The organism is Pseudarthrobacter sp. GA104 (assembly GCF_009741265.1).
Taxonomy (GTDB): Bacteria; Actinomycetota; Actinomycetes; order Actinomycetales; family Micrococcaceae; genus Arthrobacter.
The window spans coordinates 632,393-652,428 of record NZ_WOWL01000001.1 but is presented as its reverse complement, the minus strand read 5'-3'; the positions used below and the strand labels follow the sequence as shown (position 1 = coordinate 652,428).

The window sequence follows — 20,036 nt, the reverse complement described above, 5'->3', positions numbered from 1 at the left end:
TGCGCTGCGTACCCGCCAGCGGGGAGTGGCCCTGCCAGCCGGTAGATTAGTACCAGACGAAATCCCGGCCCTGCTCTCCAGCACTCCCCAGAAACGGATACCCGCCCGTGGTTACAAGACTGTCCCAGCTATTCCTGCGCACCCTCCGCGAAGATCCCGTCGACGCCGAGGTGGCCAGCCACCGGCTCCTGGTCCGCGCAGGCTACATCCGCCGTGCCGCCCCCGGCATCTACACCTGGCTGCCGCTGGGACTGAGCGTCCTGCGCAAGGTGGAAGCCGTCATCCGCGAGGAGATGGCCAGGATCGGGGCGCAGGAAGTCCACTTTCCGGCCCTCCTGCCCCGTGAGCCCTACGAGGCCACCAACCGCTGGACCGAATACGGCGAGGGCCTGTTCCGGCTCCAGGACCGCAAGGGCGCCGATTACCTGCTGGCTCCCACGCACGAGGAAATGTTCACTCTGCTGGTCAAGGACCTGTACTCCTCCTACAAGGACCTGCCGCTGAGCCTCTACCAGATCCAGAACAAGTACCGCGACGAGGCGCGTCCCCGTGCGGGCCTCCTGCGCGGCCGCGAGTTCATCATGAAGGACTCCTACTCCTTCGACGTGGATGACGCCGGCCTGGACGCAAGCTACGCCGCCCACCGCGGCGCCTACCTGCGCATCTTCGAGCGCCTCGGGCTGGAGGTCATCCCGGTTACCGCGACGGCCGGTGCCATGGGCGGCTCCAAGAGCGAAGAGTTCCTGCACCCCACCGACATCGGCGAGGACACCTTCGTGCGGTCCGCCGGCGGATACGCAGCCAACGTTGAGGCCGTGACCACCGTGGCTCCGGCGGAAATCGACTTCACCGATGCTCCTGCCGCCGAGGTGCTCGACACCCCGGACACCCCCACCATCGACACCCTGGTGGCAGCCTCCAATACACTCGCCCCGCGCAGCGAGGCCGACGGCGGTGCCTGGACCGCCGCCGACACGCTGAAGAACGTCGTGCTCGCCGTTACCCTGCCCACCGGGGAGCGCCAGCTGGTGGTCATCGGGGTGCCGGGCGACCGCGCCGTGGACCTGAAGCGCGTCGAAGCGAACATCGGATCCTTCCTGCCCATCGGCGGGGAGATCGGCCTGGAAGCGGCCAACGACGACGACCTCAAGAAACAGCCGCTCATCGTCAAGGGCTACCTCGGCCCCGGCCTGTCCCTGGAGGAGCCCCTGCTGGGAGCCGAAAGTGCAACGAAGCTTCTGTACCTGGTGGACCCCCGCGTGGTCCGCGGCACTTCCTGGATCACGGGTGCCAATGAGGCCGGCAGGCACGTGTACGGCCTGGTGGCCGGACGCGACTTCACCTGGGACGGCGTCATCGAGTGCACCGAAGTCCGCGAAGGCGATCCCGCCCCGGACGGCTCCGGCCCGCTGGAGACCGCCCGCGGCATCGAGATGGGGCACATCTTCCAGCTCGGCCGCAAGTACGCAGAAGCGCTGGAGCTGAAGGTCCTGGACCAGAACGGCAAGCAGGTCACCGTGACCATGGGCTCCTATGGCGTCGGCGTCACCCGGGCCGTTGCAGCGCTGGCCGAGGCCAACCACGACGCACGGGGGCTCGTCTGGCCGCGTGCCGTTGCCCCGGCCGATGTCCATGTGGTCGCCGTCGGCAAGGGCGAGGAGATCTTCGCCACCGCCGAGCGGCTGGCGGCCGACCTTGAGGCAGCAGGCCTGGATGTCCTGCTCGACGACCGGCCGAAGGTTTCGCCCGGGGTCAAGTTCGGCGATGCCGAACTGTTAGGCGTTCCCACCATCCTGGCCGTTGGCCGCGGCCTGGTGGATGGTGTGGTCGAGATCAAGGACCGCCGCAGCGGTGACGCCGAAAACGTGGCAGTGGACAAGGCGGTTGACTACGTAGTCAACGCTGTCCGCACCAGCTGACCCGGCAGTGGAGTTCGGACTCGAATCGCTCGGGCTGACAACACTCCTCTTAATCGTGCTTGCCGGTTTTGCCGCCGGCTGGGTGGATGCAGTGGTAGGAGGGGGCGGGCTGATCCAGCTCCCCGCCCTGCTGCTGGTCCCGGGGATCACCCCCGTCCAAGCGCTGGCGACAAACAAGATGGGGTCCATCTTCGGCACAGCCACCAGTGCTGCCACCTACTACCGGCGCGTAGGACCGGACCTTAGGACGGCGCTGCCGATGGCCGCGATCGCCCTGGCGGGCAGCTTTGGCGGCGCCGTGCTGGCAGCGACCCTGCCCGCCACTGTCTTCAAGCCCATCATCGTCACGGCGCTGGTCGCCGTCGCCCTTTTCACAGCACTGAAGCCGGACGTTGGCGGCATCACCGCCCTGCGGCATGATGGCCGCAAGCACTACGTGGTTGCCTGCCTGATCGGGGCCGTCATTGGTTTCTACGACGGCCTCATCGGTCCGGGGACAGGCTCCTTCCTGGTCATCGCGCTGGTCTCGGCGATGGGGTATGCCTTCCTGGAAGCCAGCGCCAAAGCCAAGATCGTCAACATGGCCACCAATGCGGGCGCACTGCTGTTCTTCCTGCCCCACGGCTCCCTCCTGTGGGGCCTGGGCCTGCTGCTGGGGGCGGCCAATATGGCGGGCGGATACCTCGGAGCCAGGACAGCAGTCAAACAGGGAAGCCGCTTTGTCCGCGTGGTCTTCCTTGTGGTGGTGTCGGCCCTCATCATCAAGCTCGGCTACGACGCCTGGCAGGAAAACTTCGCCTGATACCGCCCCGGAAAAGCAGGCTCGGAGGCCCGGCCGGCGGAGGCGTAGCATGCAGATATGTCACACGGCGACGACGAGTACCACCGGGCCCTGGCGGCAGCGGCACGCCACGCCACGGCCTGGCTGGGAAGCCTTTCCGACAGGCCGGTGGGTCCGGCGGTGGGCGCCCACCGCCTCACAGCTGCCTTTGGCGGCCCGCTGCCGCGGAAGGGCATGCCCGCTGAAGACGTGGTGGACCTGCTGGCAAAGACGGCAGAGCCGGGGCTCATGGCAATGCCCTCCGCCCGGTTCTTCGGCTGGGTGATAGGCGGGACGTTACCTGCCGCCCTTGCCTCCGACTGGCTGGTGAGTGCCTGGGACCAGAACGCCTGCCTCCGCTACGCGGCCCCGGCGGTGGCAGCAATCGAGGAGGGCGCGGGCAGTTGGCTCCTGGAACTGCTGGGACTTCCTGGACAGTCCGACGTCGGGTTCGTCACCGGCGCGACGATGGCGAATTTCACCTGCATGGCGGCCGCACGGTGGCGGCTGCTTGCGGACGCCGGCTGGGACCTGGACAGTGACGGGCTGTTTGGCGCTCCGAGGGTCCGCTGCCTGGTGGGGCGGGAACGGCATGACACCGTGGACCTTGGCCTGCGCTACCTGGGCCTGGGCAAGCCCGTGGTGGTGGACGCCGACAGCCAGGGGCGGTTGATCCCCGAAGCCCTGGACGCAGCACTGGCTGGAGGCTCAGGCCCCGCATTAGTCTGCCTCCAGGCAGGGAACGTCCATTCAGGCGCTTTTGACCCGTTCCCCGAAGCCATCCGCGTTGCCCGGAAACACGGAGCCTGGGTCCATGTGGATGGCGCCTTCGGCCTGTGGGCCGCCGCAGCCCCCGAACTGCGGCATCTGATCCGTGGCTATGAGGATGCGGACTCCTGGGGAACGGATGCCCACAAAACCCTCAACGTTCCCTACGACTGCGGCATCGCAATTGTCCGGGATGCTGCAGCCCTTCGCTCTGCCATGGGCCTGCATGCCAGCTATCTGGTGCATGACGCGGAAGGTCCCGGCGATCCCTTCGAAAAGGTCCCGGAGCTGTCACGGCGGGCGCGCGGCGTGACTGTGTGGGCAGCCCTGAAGAGCCTCGGCTCCGACGGCGTTGCAGCCCAGGTGGAGGGAATGGCCGCCGCGGCCTCGGAAATCGCCGCGGGGCTGGCCGGGCTGGACGGCGTGGAAGTGCTGAACGACGTCGGCTACACCCAGGTTTGCGTGGCGTTCGGCGACGACGCCACCACCCGGGCGGTGACGGCCCGCGTCATCGGGGACGGCAGGGTATGGATGTCCGGCTCACGGTGGCGGGACCGGGACATCCTCCGGGTGTCGGTCAGCAACTGGCGCACCGAAGGGGACGAGGCGGGCACTGCCGTGGACGCGATCCGTTCCGCACTGGCCGCCGTGCGCGGCACCTGACCCGGGAACGTCGCCGGTCAGCCTGGCCCCAGGGCCTGGCCGGGCTCCGGTAAGGCGTGGGCCGGTGGCAGTCCTTCCAGGGTGCGCCCGGCGAGGGTGCTGGCAACCCAGAGGGACCTCGCCAGGTCGCCGCGATGGCCAGGCTTTCCGGCGTACCCCAGCGCGTTGGCCACTTCCCTGGCCACGGCCCATTGCCGGGCCGCATCGGGGTCCAGGCCGGCTGCGGCACTGAAGTCCGCGCAGCGTTGACGCAGGCCGGCTTCGGGCTGGTTCAGCGGCAGGTCCGGCAGGCGGTTCCACAACAGCGGGGCCACGCCGAATTCCGGTTCACCGATCATGGGCTGGGGGTCAATGGCTGCGAAGCCGCCCGGCGTCGGCTTTCCGCCTGTTCCGCGCGTGCCCGGCCTGGCCAGGATGTTGAGGTAGTGCAGGTCAGTATGGACCAGGACGTCCCGCGCCGTGCGGCGGCCCACCGCCCCGCGCGTCTGGCACACCTCAAGCGCCGCTTCCAGCAGCCACCGTGGAAAAGGGCGTCCCAGCTGGTCCCAATCCGCAGGCAGGTCATCGCTCCACTGTTCGGCACGAGCGGCGATGTGCTCGAATTCCCGCCACTGCGGCCGGTCGTCCGGAACAATGCTCAACTGGCGGACCAGTCCACCCCACACCGCCGCGGCGTCAGCCATTGGCAGGTCGCTGAGCGGGCGCCCGGCGTCGAGCCTTTCGAGGAGCATGGAACACGTGCCGGCATCCGACGCCAACAGCGCGACGGCGCCCCGCCCGTTCCACAGTTCCAGCGCATGCCGCTCCGCCCGCGCTTCGTCGTGGGGGAAGGCGATCTTGAGGGCAGCGGGGGAGCCGTCCTCCCGGACCACCGGAATGACGATCGCACCATGGCCGTTCCAGGGCATGACGCCGGGACCAAGGCCGGAGGTAAGGCGCCACCGGTCAAGCAGGCTTTCGGCGATGCCGGGCAAGGAAGCCAGCCAGGCCCGGCCTTCCGGGGTGCCGCCGTAGCGCGCGGCAAGGTCCGGAGGGATGGGGAGTACCGTTGGCTGGCTCATCAGTCCCAGCCTAAGGGCAACGGCAGTGCTGCCCCGGGGGATGCAGGCCCTACACCACGCCCGTGGCGCCGAGCAGGCTGCCGATGCTGAACGTGGCGGCGAGGGCCAGGGCGCCGCCCACCACCACCCGGACCGCGGCCCTGGATTTGGAACCGCCGCCGATCCACGCGCCCAGTGCTCCGGTCAGGGCCAGTGCCACCAGGACAGCAGCAAAGGTCAAGGGAACACGGATTTCCGGCGGCGGAAGAAGGATTGCCAGCATCGGGAGGACCGCGCCGATGATAAAGGCCACGGCCGAAGCGAAGGCCGCGTGCCAGGGGCTCACGATGTCTGTCTCGTCGATGTTGAGCTCGGCGGTGAGGTGCGCGGCCAGGGCATCATGGGCCGTGAGTTCTTGGGCCACCTTGCCGGCTGTTTCGGGGCTGAGGCCCTTGGCAAGGTAGATGGCGGTGAGTTCCGCCAGCTCCTCCTCCGGTTGCTCGGCCAGCTCCCGGCGTTCCTTCTCTATCAGGGCTTTTTGGCTGTCGCTCTGGCTGCTCACAGATACGTACTCGCCCAGCGCCATGGACACCGCTCCGCCCACCAGTCCCGCGGCCCCCGCGGCGAGGATGGGACCGGACTCGGCGGTGGCCCCTGCCACGCCAACCACGATGGCCGCCACCGAGACGATGCCGTCGTTGGCGCCCAGGACGCCCGCCCGCAGCCAGTTCAGCCGCTGGGCGGTGTCGTTGCCGTGCGGTTCAGTCTCCAGATGGCGGCGAAGTTCCGGGCTCCCGGCGTCCGCTGCACCCTGTTCGGCCGGTTCGTATGCGTCCATGCTCTTCAGCAAACCATTAGAAGTCTTCCGGGGCCACCCTGCCCTGGCAGGAAAGACGCCGCCCGGAGCGGGTTCGTCGGAGTGGGGGTGGGTGCCGTAATGATGGGAGAAGAAGTGCTGCCGCGCCCCCGGAGCTCATGGTCCTGTCGGCGCAGTGGCGGAACTGGCGGGAAGGTCCGGCAGCTGGTCCTGGTCGAGGACGACGCCGGGAACCGGCCCAGGGTCGCCGCCCCAATGGCCAGCCCGGCGTGCCGCGGCCTGAAGGGCGGAGATGGCCCACTCCCGCGTGCCGCCGTCGGCAAGGGCAATGACGTCCCCGAAGGCTGGCAGCGACACCAGCTCCAGGCGGGCAAGCCCGGCAGCCGGGGCGGCAAGGAAATCCGGGTCCAGGACGTAGCCGGGCTGCTGCGCCTGTGCGGCACTGCATGCTGCCCGGGTGTGCGCCGTCGCTTCGGCGGCAAGGTCTTCATGCTCGGCAAGGAACGCTCCCGCCGCGCCGGCGTCCTTGGCCGCCAGGCGGGGGAGGGCCGCCTGGTAGGCGTAGACGCTCTGCTGTTCGGCGGCCAGGGCTGCTGAAAGCGCACCGGCGACAGCTGCAGCCGTCCCTGCGCCGGTTGTTTCCTGTCCAGCAGATGCAGGCGCCGCGGGCGTGGGAGGGCCCTCTGGCGCCGGAGGAAGTGACGGGCAGGCGGATCCCGCGGGGGACGAGGTTGGGGTGGCTGCGGGGGTCCCTGCGGCTGCGTGCGGCAGTGTTTCCACGGCGATGCCGCCGGCCGCGGCCACATCCTCGGCGGCAAGCAGCTGGGCGGTGCCGGCGCCGGCCAGGAGCCGCGCCATCCCGCCGTCGGCCTTTGCCGCGTCAGCGAGGCGCTGCACTCCGCTGGCCGAGAGCGCGGAAGCCAGCCCTGCGAGGCCGGGAAGCGGCGTCGTGGGAAGCGCCGTCGCCGGTTGGGGGAGAGGGGAGCAATCCGACGGCGAAAGGAGGGTGCGCGCCTGCAGCGTCAGCAATGTCACAGCCGCGTCCACGGCGGCCGTTTTTCCGGCAGTATCCGGGGCGCCGCCGGCTGCGGTCGCGGCAGACAGCAGCCCGGCGGCAGTCCGCAGCTCCAGCGCATCATCCAGCGCGGCCATCCTGGCCTGCTCGGAGAACGGCGGATCCGCGGGCGGCGGCGGTTCCGCGGGGATCAGGGCGAATCCGAGGCTGAGGACAAGGAAGGCCGTGAACGAAACAACGGCGTACCGGAAATAGCGCAGCACTGGGCGGTTTTCCCGATTGTCGTCTTTCACAACAGACCATGGTGTCACGCCGGCTGGGAATCTCCGTCCCGCCGGACCGGTAAAATAGCTACGCTAGTACACACAACATCATCTATAGGGAGGCGGCGGGCATCGTGAGCAATTCAGAAGCCACGGCTTCATCGGACCTGACCGGAACGGGTAAGGCTGATGCCGCACCCGCAAACAACCCCGAAGCTGCCCGCCTCCGCGCGCTCCTTGAACCAGCGGTGCAGGCGAACCGCCTGTACCTGGAGGACGTGGCCATCCTGGCGGGTTCCCACCGGGTGGTCCACGTCGTCGTGGACCTGCCGCAGGAGGAATCCGGCGGCGTCGGCCTTGATGTCATTGCCGACATCTCGAGAGTCCTGTCCGACGTCCTGGACAACGATCCCGCCGACGACGGCCGGCCCTACGATCTCGAGGTTTCCTCGCCCGGCGTGGGGCGCCCCCTGACCGAACCGCGCCACTGGCACCGCGCGAAGGGCCGCATGGTCAAGGTCAATGTTGTCCAGGGGGACAACGTCACCGGCCGCATCCAGTCAGTGGATGACGGGGGAGTGACGATCATCCCGGAGATCGCTGTGAAGAAGGGCATGAAGCCCAAGCAGGGCGATCCCATCAAGCTTCCTTTCGACAGGATCCGCAACGGAAAAGTCGAGATCGAATTCAGCCACCTCTCTGAGGACGGTCTGGAACCTGAACACAATGGACCTTCTGAGGAGGCCTGATGGATATTGACATGAGCGCACTGAGACTTCTGGAGCGTGAGCGTGAAATTCCGCTGGACCTCCTGATCCCCACCATTGAGCAGGCGCTCCTGGTGGCCTACCACAAGTCGCCCGGCGCTTTCGAAAAGGCCCGTGCCGAACTGGACCGCAAGAGCGGCCACGTGACCATCTGGGCTGTGGAGATTGACGACGACGGCGCCCCCATTGGTGAGTTCGAGCACACCCCTGAGGGGTTCGGCCGGATCGCTGCCAGCACCGCGCGCCAGATCATCCTGCAGCGCCTGCGTGACGTTGAGGACGACAACGTGCTGGGCGAATTCAAGGGCCGCGAAGGCGAGCTGGTGTCCGGCACCATCCAGCAGGGCAACAACCCCCACATGATCCAGGTCAACCTGGGCTCCGTCGAAGCGCTGCTGCCGCCGCCCGAGCAGGTTCCCGGGGAGAAATACATCCACGGCAACCGGCTGCGCGCGTTGGTCATTGACGTCCACCGTGGTTCAAAGGGCCCGTCCGTCACCCTGTCCAGGTCCCACCCCGGCCTGGTCCGCAAGCTCTTTGAACTGGAAGTGCCGGAGATCGCCGACCGCTCCGTCGAGATCGTGGCACTGGCCCGGGAAGCCGGCCACCGTACCAAGATCGCGGTCAAGGCAAACGTTCCCGGCATCAACGCCAAGGGTGCCTGCATCGGCGAGATGGGGTCGCGTGTCCGCGCCGTCATGAACGAGCTCAACGACGAAAAGATCGACATCGTCGATTTCAGCGAGAATCCGGCTACCTTCATTGCCAGCGCGCTGTCGCCGTCGCGAGTGAATTCCGTCACCATCACCGATGAGGCCACCCGGTCCGCCCGCGTAGTGGTTCCGGACTACCAGCTCTCCCTGGCAATCGGCAAAGAGGGCCAGAACGCGCGGCTGGCGGCCAAGCTCACCGGCTGGCGGATTGACATCGTGTCCGACGCCGCCCAGGCCCGGGACAACTAAGCGGCCTCCCGCCGTCCTCCCGCGCCGGAAACGCCCCCGCAGTTTCGGGCAGAACGGCCGGGAGGGGCTAGAATAGTAAAGACCGCGCCTAACGGCCGGCAGTCGTGCGCCTTGGGCGTGCCCGTTCCGCTTACCGCGGAGTGGGCCGTCTGCGGCCAGCAAGTATGAACGTCAGGAAGATGACCGTGCCAGTAGCAAGCGGGAATCAGCCGGAGCGTACCTGCATCGGATGCCGAAAGAAGGGGCTGCGGTCTGAGTTACTCCGGCTCGTCGCCGAAGGCAGCGGATCAACCGCTGTCCTGGTGGATGAACGACGCCGGATGGCTGGCCGGGGTGCATGGCTGCATCCCAGCGAATCGTGCCTGGCTCTGGCCATCAAGCGGCGTGCATTCGGACGTGCCCTGGGGGGCGCGGCCGGTACCGCCGCCGTCGAACGCCGGATCAAGTCAGGCGCGTACGTTGCAGGCGCTCCGGCAACTGCAACACCAACCGTCCAACCTGAAAGCGGGTCAGAAATCTGATGGAAACCCGATGAGTTCCCAGCGATGAGTGCGTAACGATGACAACTTTGTTGCGCTCTGCAATGGGCCCTGCTGCAGTAATCGCGGCTTGGGCCCGCAGTAAGAAGTAGACGGTTCGTGCCTGGCTCGGTGCGGACCGAGACAGGAGAAATGTGGCCAAGGTCCGCGTACACGAGCTCGCAAAAGAGCTCGGTATTACTTCCAAAGATGCAGTGACAAAACTGCAGGAACTGGGCGAATTTGTTCGCTCCGCCTCTTCCACCATTGAGGCCCCCGTTGTGCGGAAGCTGCGCAACGCCTTCCCGGATGCCGCCCCCAAGGCAGCAGCTCCGGCAACAGCCCCCAAGGCTCCCGCCCCGGCGGCAGAAGCACGCCCCTCAACCCCCGCTCCCGGACCGGCCGCCCCCAAGGCTCCCGCTCCGCAGGCGCAGGCACCGGCCCCCGCCGCTCCGGCAGCACCGGCACAGGCGGCTGCTCCGGCAGCACCCGCTGCCAGCGCACCGGCCGCTCCGGCCGCCCCTGCCCAGGCCGCTCCGACCACCGGGGCAAAGCCCGGCGCCCGGCCGGCACCCAAAGCCGAAACCCCTGCTGCACCCACCCGCTCCGGCGGATCCGGGCAGGGCAGCTCGGCACCACGTCCTGGCGGTCCCCGTCCGGGCAACAACCCCTTCGCTACGTCCCAGGGCATGCCCCGCGGCCGTGGCGGCGACGGCGAGCGTGCTCCCCGTCCCGGCAACAACCCGTTTGCCACCTCCCAGGGCATGCCCCGTCCGGGTGGAAGCCGTACTGACGGCGACCGTCCCGGTGGTCCGCGCCCCGCAGCAGGTGCAGGCGGTCCCCGTCCGGGCGGCCCCCGCCCCGCGGCAGGTGCGGGTGGCCCCCGACCCGCGGCAGGTGCAGGCGGTCCCCGTCCGGGTGCACCGCGGCCAGGTGGTGCCGGTGGAAACCGTCCCACCCCGGGCATGATGCCCAACCGTACTGAACGCCCGGCTCCGGCCGGTGCGGGACGTCCCGGTGCCGGCGGCCGTGGTCCCGGACGCCCGGGCGGCGCTCCAGGAACCGGTGGTCCCGGTGGCGGCGGCGGTGCTCCCGCCGGCGGTGGCTTCGGCAAGGGCGGACGCGGCCGCGGCGGTACCCAGGGTGCCTTCGGCAAGGGCGGCGCCGGACGCGGCAAGCAGCGCAAGTCGAAGCGTGCAAAGCGCCAGGAACTTGAGCAGATGAGTGCCCCGTCGCTGGGTGGCGTGAGCGTACCCCGCGGCGACGGCAACACTGTGATCCGGCTGCGCCGCGGCTCGTCCATCACGGACTTCGCCGACAAGATCGAGGCAAACCCCGCCGCGCTGGTGACTGTCCTCTTCCACCTCGGTGAGATGGCCACGGCCACGCAGTCGCTGGATGAAGAGACCTTTGCCCTGCTGGGCGAGGAGCTGGGCTACAAGCTCCAGGTTGTGTCTCCGGAAGACGAGGAGCGCGAGCTGCTGTCCGGGTTCGACATCGACTTCGATGCCGAGCTCGAAGCCGAAGGCGACGAAGAACTTGAGGCCCGTCCTCCGGTTGTCACCGTCATGGGCCACGTGGACCACGGTAAAACCCGCCTGCTCGATGCCATCCGCAAGTCCGACGTCATGGCCGGCGAGCACGGTGGAATCACCCAGCACATCGGTGCCTACCAGGTCACGCACAACCATGAAGGCGACGACCGGAAGATCACCTTCATCGATACCCCGGGCCACGAGGCGTTCACCGCCATGCGTGCCCGTGGTGCGAAGGTCACCGACATTGCCATCCTGGTGGTCGCAGCGGATGACGGCGTTATGCCGCAGACCGTTGAAGCCCTCAACCACGCACAGGCGGCCAACGTGCCGATCGTTGTGGCCGTGAACAAGATCGACAAGGAAGGCGCCAACCCGGACAAGGTCCGCGGCCAGCTGACCGAGTACGGCCTGGTTCCGGAAGAGTACGGTGGCGACACCATGTTCGTGGAGGTCTCTGCCCGCCAGAACCTCAACATCGACGAGCTGCTCGAGGCCGTCCTGCTCACCGCGGACGCTGCCCTGGACATGCGCGCCAACCCGAACAAGGACGCCCGCGGTATCGCGATCGAAGCCAACCTGGACAAGGGTCGCGGTGCGGTTGCCACCGTCCTGGTGCAGTCCGGTACCTTGCGCGTCGGCGACACCATCGTTGCAGGCACGGCCCACGGCCGCGTCCGCGCAATGTTCGACGACGACGGCAGCGCCCTGACCGAGGCCGGCCCGTCCCGCCCCGTCCAGGTGCTGGGTCTGTCAAACGTCCCGCGTGCAGGCGACACCTTCTTCGTGACCGCTGACGAGCGCACCGCCCGCCAGATCGCCGAGAAGCGCGAAGCCGCGGACCGCAACGCCGCACTGGCCAAGCGCCGCAAGCGCATCAGCCTGGAAGACTTCGACCAGGCCGTCGCCGAAGGCAAGATCGACACCCTCAACCTCATCCTCAAGGGTGACGTGTCCGGTGCCGTGGAAGCCCTCGAAGACGCCCTGCTCAAGATCGACGTCGGCGAAGGCGTGCAGCTGCGCGTCATCCACCGCGGTGTTGGTGCCATCACGCAGAACGACGTCAACCTGGCAACAGTGGACAGCGCCGTCATCATCGGCTTCAACGTCAAGCCTGCCGAGCGCGTTGCCGAACTGGCAGACCGCGAAGGCGTGGACATGCGCTTCTACTCCGTCATCTACTCTGCAATTGATGACATCGAGATGGCGCTCAAGGGCATGCTCAAGCCGGAATACGAAGAATTCCAGCTGGGTACCGCCGAGGTCCGCGAAGTCTTCCGCTCCTCCAAGTTCGGAAACATTGCAGGCTCGATCGTCCGCTCCGGCATCATCCGCCGTAACAGCAAGGCACGCATCAGCCGCGACGGCAAGATCATCGGTGACAACCTCACCGTTGAGACGCTCAAGCGCTTCAAGGACGACGCCACCGAGGTCCGCACGGACTTCGAGTGTGGTATCGGCCTTGGGTCGTACAACGACATCAACGAAGGTGACATCATCGAAACCTTCGAGATGCGTGAGAAGCCGCGCGTTTAGGCTGGTTTCGCACTAGCGGCCGGGAGCCTCCGAGTTTTGGGGGCGCCCCGCCCCTACGCTGGGCGGCAAAGGATCTTGCGATCCTCTGCCGCCCAGCTCCGGTAGCGGAGCTGGCCTTCCCAACCCTCGCAAGCTCGGCTCGGGGCCCTCGGCCATCTCCTTAGATGCCACTCCCGGTCACCAAATCGATTGGCGCTGATGTGCGCCGCCCAAATTTTTTTCTTTAGGAGTTGTTCATGGCTGATCCGGCACGTGCTGCCAAGTTGGCGCAGCGGATTAAGGTTGTTGTTGCTGAGGCCCTGGGCCGGAAGGTTAAGGATCCTCGGTTGGAGGGCATTACCGTCACTGATGCCCGGGTGACCAATGATCTGCAGCATGCCACTGTGTATTACACCGTCTTTGGCGACCAGGCTGTCCAGGCGGACGCCGCCAAGGGACTGGAGAAGGCCAAGGGGGTGCTTCGGCAGGAGGTTGGCCGGAACATTACCGTCCGGCTGACTCCCAGCCTCGAATTCGTCGCCGACCAGATTCCCGTGGTTGCCTCCAACCTGGAGGAACTGCTGCGGGAGGCCAAGAAGCGTGACGCCGAGGTTGCCGCGCTTGCCGCCCAGGCAAAGCACGCGGGCGACGCCGACCCCTACAAGAGTGACGCTTCCGCAGATGTGGACATCGACGAGGACGACTTCGACGAAGAGGACCTTGACCTCGGTGACGACGAGGAACTCGACGAAGACGGCCACAAGTAACCGTTGAGCGCAGCAGAAGGCCCGGACCGCTATGTGTGGTCCGGGCCTTCTGCTTCCCAGAAGATCTCTATCGCCCGCTAGCGGAGGTCGGCCTCGATGACCTTCCCGGCCGGCGGCCCCGCGGGCGCCCCGCCGGGACCGTGCGGGGGTCCAGCCAATGCGTTCACCGTGGCGTAAAGCGTGCCCCCGCGGATCTCGACGTCCGCCGGTGATTCGACTGCGAGGAACTCGGTACGGTGTCCCTTCGATGCGATGAACCTCAGGATCTGGTTGCCGAAAAGCGATGCAACGTACACGTCGCCGTTATTCGCCACTGCCAGGCCCGCGGGGCTGAGGATGTAGTCGACCCAGAGCTTCGTCTGGCCGGTCCAGGGATTGACCTTGAAGATCGCGCCGCGGTCACCAAGCGAGGGAACCTCCGGGCCGCCGGGCAGGGACGACACGTACAGCCAGCCGTCCGGACCCATCTCCACATCCGTGGGAACAGGCTCGAATGCATACTCGAACCCTGCGCAGCCAGGCGCCCCCAGCGTGGCCGCAGCTTCCGCCGTGAGCACTGCGGGCCGCGGCGGCAGGACCGCCAGTGTGGTGATGTCGCCCGAGCTGATGTTGACCTTGAGGATTGCGTTCGCTCCGGCATCAGCCACGTACGCCGTGTTGGCCTGCACGTAGGTGGCGTACGGATTTGAGTCCAGGGCGCCTGTGTACTGGGGCGGCGGGGCATCCGGGATGCCGGCGGCTTCCTCAAGGCACTGGCCGCTTGTGCCGGAGGCGAAACCGTAATGCTGGCCGGCGTCCGGGTTGATGGTCCGCTCGTATTCAGCGAGGTCCGCTATGGTATCGGCCTCGCCTCCGGGGCGGATCGATTTCAGGTACCCGCCCAACGCCGCCGGCACACCTTGGCCGGCCCCCTTGGCTTCAAGGAAGAAGGCCGTGGCGCCGCGTGTTTCCACCCCGGCCACGCCCCAGCCTTCCGGAGCCTGGTAAACGGCATCGACAGTCCTGTCACGGTCCACGCGGCTCAGCGTCCCCGCGAAGTCCTGGGTGACGTAGACCGACTTGTTTGTTCCCGCGGCCAGATGCAGGGGCGAAACGAGGCCGTCGGCCAGGACCTCCTGGTCCTGGGCTTCGTCGCGGGCCCAGGACGGAGATGCCGGTGCGATGACGGCTGCAGCCGCCACGCAGGCGATGATGGTTAGCCTTCTCGTCATTTGGGTACTCCGGGGTTGGCGCCCAAAAGTGGGCCGGGATATGAAGCCTCACGGAAGGAAATGATTCAGGGACCCCTGGCCGCCAGAGTATGCCCCCGACCGCCGGTTTGTCGCCGCGATTTCCCCCTATTCCGCCCCCTATTTCGTCCCCTAACGCCAACCCCTTGGCTAGGATCAAGCTATGACCGAGCCGAATGACACTGACCACACCGCAAGGTACTTGGAGCAGGCCGTGGAACTGGCCATCAGGAACGTCGGCGAAGGAGGAGGACCGTTCGGAGCGATTGTTGTGACGGCGGACGGGCGGGTGCACGAAGGCGTTAATCGCGTCACCCGCGACAACGATCCCACCGCCCACGCCGAAGTGGTGGCCATTCGGGCGGCAGCAACGGCGATAGCCAACTATGACCTGCAGGGAGCGGTCCTCTATGCAAGCTGCGAACCCTGCCCGCTCTGCCTTGCCTCCGCGCTCTGGGCCCGGATCGACCGCGTCCATTTCGCCGCAGACCGCCATGGCGCGGCCGCGGCCGGTTTCGACGACGCCGTCTTCTACGAGTACTTCGACGGGACCCGGCCGGAACTGTTGCCCGTCACCCGAAGCGACATCCCGTCGTCGGACGCGCCGTTCCAGGCGTGGGGCGCGTTTGAAGACAAAAAGGAGTATTAGGAATGGAAGCTGCGCTCACTGCCTGCCCGGCCTGCGGCAAGACCAACCGGGTCCCGGCGCAGGCGGCCGGCCGGCCGCGGTGCGGCAACTGCAAAGCTGACCTGCCCTGGATTGTGGACGCGGGGGACGCGGACTTTTCCGCCGTCGCCGAGCAATCGCCGGTTCCGGTGCTGGTGGACTTCTGGGCGGCCTGGTGCGGTCCCTGCCGGATGGTCAGCCCCGTGCTGGACAAGCTGGCCAGGGAACGGCCGGGCCGGATCAAGCTCGTCAAGGTGGACGTCGACAAGTCGCCGGGCCTGTCCCGGAGGTTCGACGTGCAGGCCATTCCCACGCTGATGGTCCTGGTGGACGGCAAGGTGGCAGCGCGCCAGGCCGGGGCTGCTCCCGCGGAGGCTTTGCGGACGTGGCTGGACCGGGCCCTGTCCGGAAGCCGGAGCTAGCCGGACCGGCCCCTTCAGCCGTGACGGCCGGGCAGCCGGTTCAGGCCCTCTACGAGGTCATCCTGCTTTCCGCACAGCGCAACCCGGACCCAGCCCTCGCCGATGGAACCGAATGCAGTCCCCGGCGCCACGGCAACGCCGGAATCCGCAAGGAAGCGGCGCACCCAGCTGCGGACGTCCCCGCCGCTGGCGTGGGAAACATCCGCCCACAAATAGAAGGCTCCCTGCGCCTTCAGGTAGGGGATTCCCTTGGCATCGAGGACGGCGGATGCGGCGTCCCGGTTTGCCCGATAGTGCCGGTGCGCGTGCTGGACGTAGTCCTGCGGTCCGGTCAGGGCGGCGAGCGCGGCGTACTGGGACGGTGACGCGACGCAGGAGACGATCGACTCCATCACGTTGTCCATCTCCTGCTTGATCCCGGGCGGGCAAATCAGCGCCCCGATCCGCAGCCCGGTGAGCCCGTACGTCTTGGACAGGGTCAGCGAAGTGAAGACCCGGGCATCTTCCGGCGTATCGCCGTCGAACCTGGCAGGGCTGATGTGCGGCACATCGTAGGTGAACGCCTCGTAGCATTCATCAGAGATGACCCACAGATCGTGCCGGCGGGCCAGGTCCATCAGGTCGCGGGTGAGGTCCTCAGCCAGCACGGCGCCGAGCGGGTTGGAAGGAGAGTTCAGGACCAGCACCCGTGTCCGGCCGGTCACCAGCGCCTCGATATCGCCGGGCCTGGGCTGGAAGCCGTGGTCCGGGTACAACGGATAACCCACCGGAACAGCGTTCAGCAGGCGGCTGGTCATGGCAAACGTGGGATAGCCAGGGTTGGGGACCAGGATTTCGTCACCGGGGGAGAGCAGCAGGCTCATGGCAAAGTGCAGGCCCTGCTGCGCCCCGTCCACCACATACACCCGGTCCGCGGCAATGTCGCAGCCCTGCTGCTCCCGGAACCGGGCCGCGAACGCCTCGCGCAGCCCCGGGATGCCCGCGTTAGGGGTGTAGTTGGTCTCGTCCCTGTCCAGGCACGCCATGCCTGCATCCAGGACGTGCCGGGGGAGCGGAAAGCCGGGTTCGCCGATGCTGAGCACCAGGGCGCCGGGAGTCCGCCACGCGGCTTCGGTGATCTCGCGGATCTGGTTGACGGGCACGTCGCGGACATGGGCGGCAAGCTCAGGCATGCCTGCCATCCTAGCGCCGCTGCAGGCCGCTGAAGGCCGCTGCAGGTTGCTGCAGGGCGCTGCAGGTTGCTGCAGGGCGCGTGCGCCGGGGCATCAACCAGCGCCGATATACTGGGAGGCGTGCTTTCTGGACTGGTGATAGTGGACAAGCCGCAGGGATGGACCAGCCATGACGTGGTTGGCCGGATGCGGCGCCTCGCAGGTACCCGGAAAGTGGGGCACGCCGGAACCCTCGATCCCATGGCCACGGGCGTCCTGGTGGTGGGCATCAACAAGGCCACCCGGCTGCTCACCTACATCGTGGGCACCTCCAAGACCTACACCGCCACCATCCGGCTGGGCCAGACCACCGTCACGGACGACGCCGAAGGCGACGTTACTGCCACGGCAGGCACTTCGGGGGTCAGTGAGCAGGCAATCCACGACGGCGTCGCCGCGCTCACAGGTGGCATCCAGCAGGTGCCCAGCAGTGTCAGCGCCATCAAGGTCAACGGTGAACGCGCCTACGCCCGGGTGCGTTCGGGTGAAGACGTGAAGCTTGCCGCCCGCCCCGTCACCATCCACCGCTTCGAGGTGCACGGCATCCGGCGGGACCCGGAAGCGGACGTCGTGGACCTGGACGTCACCGTGGAGTGCTCCTCCGGAACCTACATCCGCGCCCTCGCCCGTGACCTGGGCAAGGCGCTGGGAGTGGGCGGGCACCTGACCGCGCTCCGCAGGACCCACGTGGGCCCGTACTCCCTGGAGCAGGCGCGCACGCTCGAGCAGCTCGCCGAGGAACTCAACGTCCTGGAAATGTCGCAGGCTGCCCGGGCACTGATGCCCAACCGTGAGCTGACCGCGGAGGAAGCCACCGAGATCTCCTTCGGCCGGAGGATCGCTGCCGGCGCCGCCCCGGGCAGTCCCGCGGCGGCCACCGCCGACCACCCGGCCGCCGCCTTCGCGCCGGACGGGAGCCTGGTGGCACTGCTTGCCGATGCCGGCAGCTTCGCCAAGCCCGTGCTGGTGTTTGCCCCGGGCAACGGCAGCTCCGCAACCCGCACCCCCGGTGAAGGCTGAGCGTGGACGCCTATTTCTACATCATCCTGGTGGTCGGGCTCCTTTCCACGGGCGTGTGCCTCACGGCAGGAATCCTCAAGAAGGCGCCGAACGACGTCACTATCCTGTCCGTGGCGGCGGTGGAGGTCTCCCTCCTGGTCTACCTGGTGGGCTCGATCATCCGGGTCATCGCCGGCGAGCCCATCGCCGGCGAGGCATGGGAATTCTGGGGGTACCTGGTCACGGCCATGCTCCTGCCGCCGGCTGCCGTCTACTGGTCCATCCTGGAGCGGACCAGATGGAGTAACTTTGTCCTGGCCGCCGTCGGCGTCACCGCACTGGTGATGGCGGCCCGCATGAACCAGATCTGGTACTGAAGTGGAAGAAGCACACAACGTGAAAGACCAGCAGGCAACAAGCGCCGCCGGAGGGCACACCCCGGGCAACAGCCAAGCCGGCGTCAACAGCCGCAATACCGGCCCGGGGCGGCTGCTCATCGCTGTGTACGCCGTCTTTGCCATCTCGGCGTCCGCCCGTGCCGGCTACCAGATCCTCACCAAGTTCTCAGAGGCTCCGCTCGCTTACCTGCTGTCCGCCTTCGCGGCCCTCGTGTACGTGGTGGCCACCGTGTCGCTGGCCAAAGCCGGCACCACCTGGTTCAAGGTTTCGGTTGCCGCGGTGCTGGTTGAACTGGTGGGCGTGCTGGTGGTGGGCGCCCTGAGCCTCTTCGACCCCGTCCAGTTCCCGCACGAGACGGTCTGGTCGCTGTTCGGCCGGGGCTACGCCTTCATTCCGTTGCTGCTGCCCGTGCTGGGCCTGGTATGGCTGTACCGGCGGCGCCCGGGTGCACGGGCTGCTGCCTGAGGCACTCTTTCCACCAGGCCGCGGCCGCGAAAGGCGCCTGAAACTTCGTCCGGAAACCTCGTCAAGAACCCTTGTCCGGACACATGAAGTCTGCTTCACTATTTCGTATGGAGGGGAGTATCCCCGAATGCTTCGTCGTCAGTCCGGCCGCCCCTGAGCGGCCCGGTGAAGCAGGCTCCCGCGGGAGCCGGGAAAGACCTCCGGTTGGTTTATCTGACTGGAAGTGGGTTCCTTCATGTATGTTCCCCTGTGGGGCTGGCTGGCTGTCCTGCTCTTTATCGTCCTGATGCTTGCCTTGGACCTCTTTGCCCACCGCAAGGCGCACGTGATCGGCGTGCGGGAGGCGGCGCTGTGGTCCGCCGTCTGGGTGGCCTTTGGCGTTGGTTTCGGTGTCCTGGTGTGGCAGCTGTACGGTGCGGAGTTTGGCCAGCAGTACTTTGCCGGCTACCTGATTGAAAAGTCCCTCGCCGTGGACAACGTGTTTATTTGGGCAATCATCTTCACGTACTTCGCCGTACCGCGGGAGTACCAGCACCGCGTCCTGTTCTTCGGTGTCCTCGGTGCCCTGGTGTTCCGAGGCGTCTTCATTGCGGCCGGCGCCGCCATCATCGCCAGCGCCGGGTGGGTGCTCTACCTGTTCGCCGCGTTCCTGCTCATCACCGGCTACCGGATGATCCGGCACCGTAACGACCACGTGGATCCGGAGAAGTCCCGGGCATTGAAGTTCTTCCGACGGCACGTGCCCATGACGGACGACTTCCACGGGCAGAGGTTCCTGATCCGGCGCCGCGGCGTGCTCCTGGCCACTCCGCTGCTCGCGGTCCTGGTCCTCGTCGAGGCGACTGACATCATCTTCGCCGTCGATTCGATTCCTGCCATCTTCGCCGTCACCGATGACGTGTTCCTGGTGTTCACCGCGAATGCCTTCGCCATCCTGGGCCTTCGCGCCATGTACTTCCTCCTGGCGGACCTTATCCACCGGTTCATCTACCTGAAGACCGGCCTGGCCCTCGTCCTGATCTGGGTGGGCATCAAGATGTTCCTGAAGATCGATATCTACTACATCCCCACTCCGGTGTCCCTGGCAGTTATTGCCGCGATCCTCTCCGTGTCGGTAGGAGCCAGCCTGTGGGCAACACGGGGCCAGGAGCGCCGTCCGCTGCCCGCACCGGAGCGCGCACCGTTTGGATCCGCCGCCCCCGAGGACCTGGAAGCCCTGGAACCGCTGTGGCGCCGCAGGCAGCCCAACAGGTCCAGCCACCTGTGACCCCCAAA

19 protein-coding genes are annotated in these 20,036 nt (G+C 67.3%); 14 read left to right on the top strand and 5 right to left on the bottom strand.

Annotated elements, in window-relative coordinates:
* Positions 1 to 107: 107 nt before the first annotated feature.
* Genes GK109_RS02930 through GK109_RS02920 form a run of 3 tightly spaced genes read left to right on the top strand, consistent with a single transcriptional unit; the run spans position 108 to position 4,170 of the window.
* The gene (locus GK109_RS02930; RefSeq protein WP_321215843.1) at positions 108 to 1,919 is read left to right on the top strand and encodes a proline--tRNA ligase; all 1,812 of its coding nucleotides are present in this window, start codon (positions 108 to 110) and stop codon (positions 1,917 to 1,919) included.
* 7 nt (positions 1,920 to 1,926) lie between these two features.
* Positions 1,927 to 2,721, top strand: a complete 795-nt coding sequence (locus tag GK109_RS02925; RefSeq protein WP_321215844.1) for a TSUP family transporter — start codon at positions 1,927 to 1,929, stop codon at positions 2,719 to 2,721.
* 57 nt (positions 2,722 to 2,778) lie between these two features.
* Complete coding sequence (locus GK109_RS02920; RefSeq protein WP_157238604.1) at positions 2,779 to 4,170, top strand: pyridoxal-dependent decarboxylase; 1,392 nt, start codon at positions 2,779 to 2,781, stop codon at positions 4,168 to 4,170.
* A 17-nt stretch (positions 4,171 to 4,187) separates the two neighbouring features.
* Here GK109_RS02920 and GK109_RS02915 read toward each other — a convergent pair whose 3' ends face one another.
* From GK109_RS02915 to GK109_RS02905, 3 genes are all read right to left on the bottom strand, one after another.
* Positions 4,188 to 5,231 carry an aminoglycoside phosphotransferase family protein gene (locus tag GK109_RS02915; protein WP_157238603.1) on the bottom strand — a complete coding sequence of 348 codons (1,044 nt, stop codon included), beginning with the start codon at positions 5,229 to 5,231 and terminating at the stop codon, positions 4,188 to 4,190.
* 49 nt (positions 5,232 to 5,280) lie between these two features.
* Positions 5,281 to 6,048, bottom strand: coding sequence for a VIT family protein (locus GK109_RS02910; RefSeq protein ID WP_231754787.1), 768 nt, complete (start codon positions 6,046 to 6,048; stop codon positions 5,281 to 5,283).
* A gap of 135 nt (positions 6,049 to 6,183) precedes the next feature.
* Positions 6,184 to 7,335, bottom strand: a complete 1,152-nt coding sequence (locus GK109_RS02905; protein ID WP_370460365.1) for a DUF4439 domain-containing protein — start codon at positions 7,333 to 7,335, stop codon at positions 6,184 to 6,186.
* 104 nt (positions 7,336 to 7,439) lie between these two features.
* On the opposite strand from GK109_RS02905, the gene rimP reads away from it, so the two are divergent.
* The 5 genes from rimP (at position 7,440) to rbfA (ending at position 13,369) form a co-directional block, all read left to right on the top strand.
* A complete protein-coding gene (rimP, locus tag GK109_RS02900; protein ID WP_321215848.1) occupies positions 7,440 to 8,054 on the top strand; it encodes a ribosome maturation factor RimP in 615 nt (204 codons plus the stop codon).
* A complete protein-coding gene (gene nusA / locus GK109_RS02895; RefSeq protein ID WP_104997387.1) occupies positions 8,054 to 9,034 on the top strand; it encodes a transcription termination factor NusA in 981 nt (326 codons plus the stop codon). Before rimP ends, nusA begins: the two co-directional genes overlap by 1 nt.
* A 164-nt stretch (positions 9,035 to 9,198) precedes the next feature.
* Positions 9,199 to 9,555, top strand: coding sequence for a YlxR family protein (locus GK109_RS02890; protein ID WP_157238602.1), 357 nt, complete (start codon positions 9,199 to 9,201; stop codon positions 9,553 to 9,555).
* 152 nt (positions 9,556 to 9,707) lie between these two features.
* Positions 9,708 to 12,623 (top strand): translation initiation factor IF-2, encoded by a 2,916-nt coding sequence (gene infB, locus GK109_RS02885; RefSeq protein ID WP_321215850.1) that lies wholly within the window; start codon positions 9,708 to 9,710, stop codon positions 12,621 to 12,623.
* A 236-nt stretch (positions 12,624 to 12,859) separates the two neighbouring features.
* Positions 12,860 to 13,369, top strand: a complete 510-nt coding sequence (rbfA, locus tag GK109_RS02880) for a 30S ribosome-binding factor RbfA (RefSeq protein WP_157238601.1) — start codon at positions 12,860 to 12,862, stop codon at positions 13,367 to 13,369.
* A 77-nt stretch (positions 13,370 to 13,446) separates the two neighbouring features.
* Here the strand turns inward: rbfA and GK109_RS02875 are convergent, their stop codons facing one another.
* Positions 13,447 to 14,580, bottom strand: coding sequence for a ScyD/ScyE family protein (locus tag GK109_RS02875; RefSeq protein WP_157238600.1), 1,134 nt, complete (start codon positions 14,578 to 14,580; stop codon positions 13,447 to 13,449).
* 181 nt (positions 14,581 to 14,761) lie between these two features.
* Between GK109_RS02875 and GK109_RS02870 the strand changes: the two genes are divergently transcribed.
* Positions 14,762 to 15,247, top strand: a complete 486-nt coding sequence (locus tag GK109_RS02870; RefSeq protein WP_157238599.1) for a nucleoside deaminase — start codon at positions 14,762 to 14,764, stop codon at positions 15,245 to 15,247.
* Positions 15,248 to 15,249: 2 nt separating this feature from the next.
* Positions 15,250 to 15,687, top strand: coding sequence for a thioredoxin (trxA, locus tag GK109_RS02865; RefSeq protein WP_157238598.1), 438 nt, complete (start codon positions 15,250 to 15,252; stop codon positions 15,685 to 15,687).
* Between the two features lie 14 nt (positions 15,688 to 15,701).
* Here the strand turns inward: trxA and GK109_RS02860 are convergent, their stop codons facing one another.
* Entirely contained in the window at positions 15,702 to 16,859 is a 1,158-nt protein-coding gene (locus GK109_RS02860) for a pyridoxal phosphate-dependent aminotransferase (RefSeq protein WP_197432391.1), read from the bottom strand.
* Between the two features lie 120 nt (positions 16,860 to 16,979).
* Between GK109_RS02860 and truB the strand changes: the two genes are divergently transcribed.
* The 4 genes from truB (at position 16,980) to GK109_RS02840 (ending at position 20,028) form a co-directional block, all read left to right on the top strand.
* Positions 16,980 to 17,918, top strand: a complete 939-nt coding sequence (truB, locus tag GK109_RS02855) for a tRNA pseudouridine(55) synthase TruB (protein WP_370460363.1) — start codon at positions 16,980 to 16,982, stop codon at positions 17,916 to 17,918.
* Between the two features lie 2 nt (positions 17,919 to 17,920).
* Complete coding sequence (locus tag GK109_RS02850) at positions 17,921 to 18,274, top strand: hypothetical protein (RefSeq protein WP_321215854.1); 354 nt, start codon at positions 17,921 to 17,923, stop codon at positions 18,272 to 18,274.
* A 19-nt stretch (positions 18,275 to 18,293) separates the two neighbouring features.
* Positions 18,294 to 18,761: a hypothetical protein gene (locus tag GK109_RS02845; protein WP_321215855.1), complete on the top strand. Its 468-nt coding sequence runs from the start codon at positions 18,294 to 18,296 to the stop codon at positions 18,759 to 18,761.
* A 235-nt stretch (positions 18,762 to 18,996) separates the two neighbouring features.
* On the top strand, positions 18,997 to 20,028 hold the full coding sequence (locus GK109_RS02840; RefSeq protein ID WP_157238595.1) for a TerC family protein: 1,032 nt from the start codon (positions 18,997 to 18,999) through the stop codon (positions 20,026 to 20,028).
* Positions 20,029 to 20,036 lie beyond the last annotated feature (8 nt).

Coding starts and splice junctions, on each gene's coding strand:
- trxA (WP_157238598.1), top strand. CDS start 15,250: ATGGAAGCTGCGCTCACTGCCTGCCCGGCCTGCGGCAAGACCAACCGG.
- GK109_RS02860 (WP_197432391.1), bottom strand. CDS start 16,859: ATGCCTGAGCTTGCCGCCCATGTCCGCGACGTGCCCGTCAACCAGATC.
- rbfA (WP_157238601.1), top strand. CDS start 12,860: ATGGCTGATCCGGCACGTGCTGCCAAGTTGGCGCAGCGGATTAAGGTT.
- GK109_RS02920 (WP_157238604.1), top strand. CDS start 2,779: ATGTCACACGGCGACGACGAGTACCACCGGGCCCTGGCGGCAGCGGCA.
- GK109_RS02915 (WP_157238603.1), bottom strand. CDS start 5,231: ATGAGCCAGCCAACGGTACTCCCCATCCCTCCGGACCTTGCCGCGCGC.
- GK109_RS02890 (WP_157238602.1), top strand. CDS start 9,199: ATGAACGTCAGGAAGATGACCGTGCCAGTAGCAAGCGGGAATCAGCCG.
- GK109_RS02910 (WP_231754787.1), bottom strand. CDS start 6,048: ATGGACGCATACGAACCGGCCGAACAGGGTGCAGCGGACGCCGGGAGC.
- GK109_RS02875 (WP_157238600.1), bottom strand. CDS start 14,580: ATGACGAGAAGGCTAACCATCATCGCCTGCGTGGCGGCTGCAGCCGTC.
- nusA (WP_104997387.1), top strand. CDS start 8,054: ATGGATATTGACATGAGCGCACTGAGACTTCTGGAGCGTGAGCGTGAA.
- GK109_RS02840 (WP_157238595.1), top strand. CDS start 18,997: ATGTATGTTCCCCTGTGGGGCTGGCTGGCTGTCCTGCTCTTTATCGTC.
- GK109_RS02870 (WP_157238599.1), top strand. CDS start 14,762: ATGACCGAGCCGAATGACACTGACCACACCGCAAGGTACTTGGAGCAG.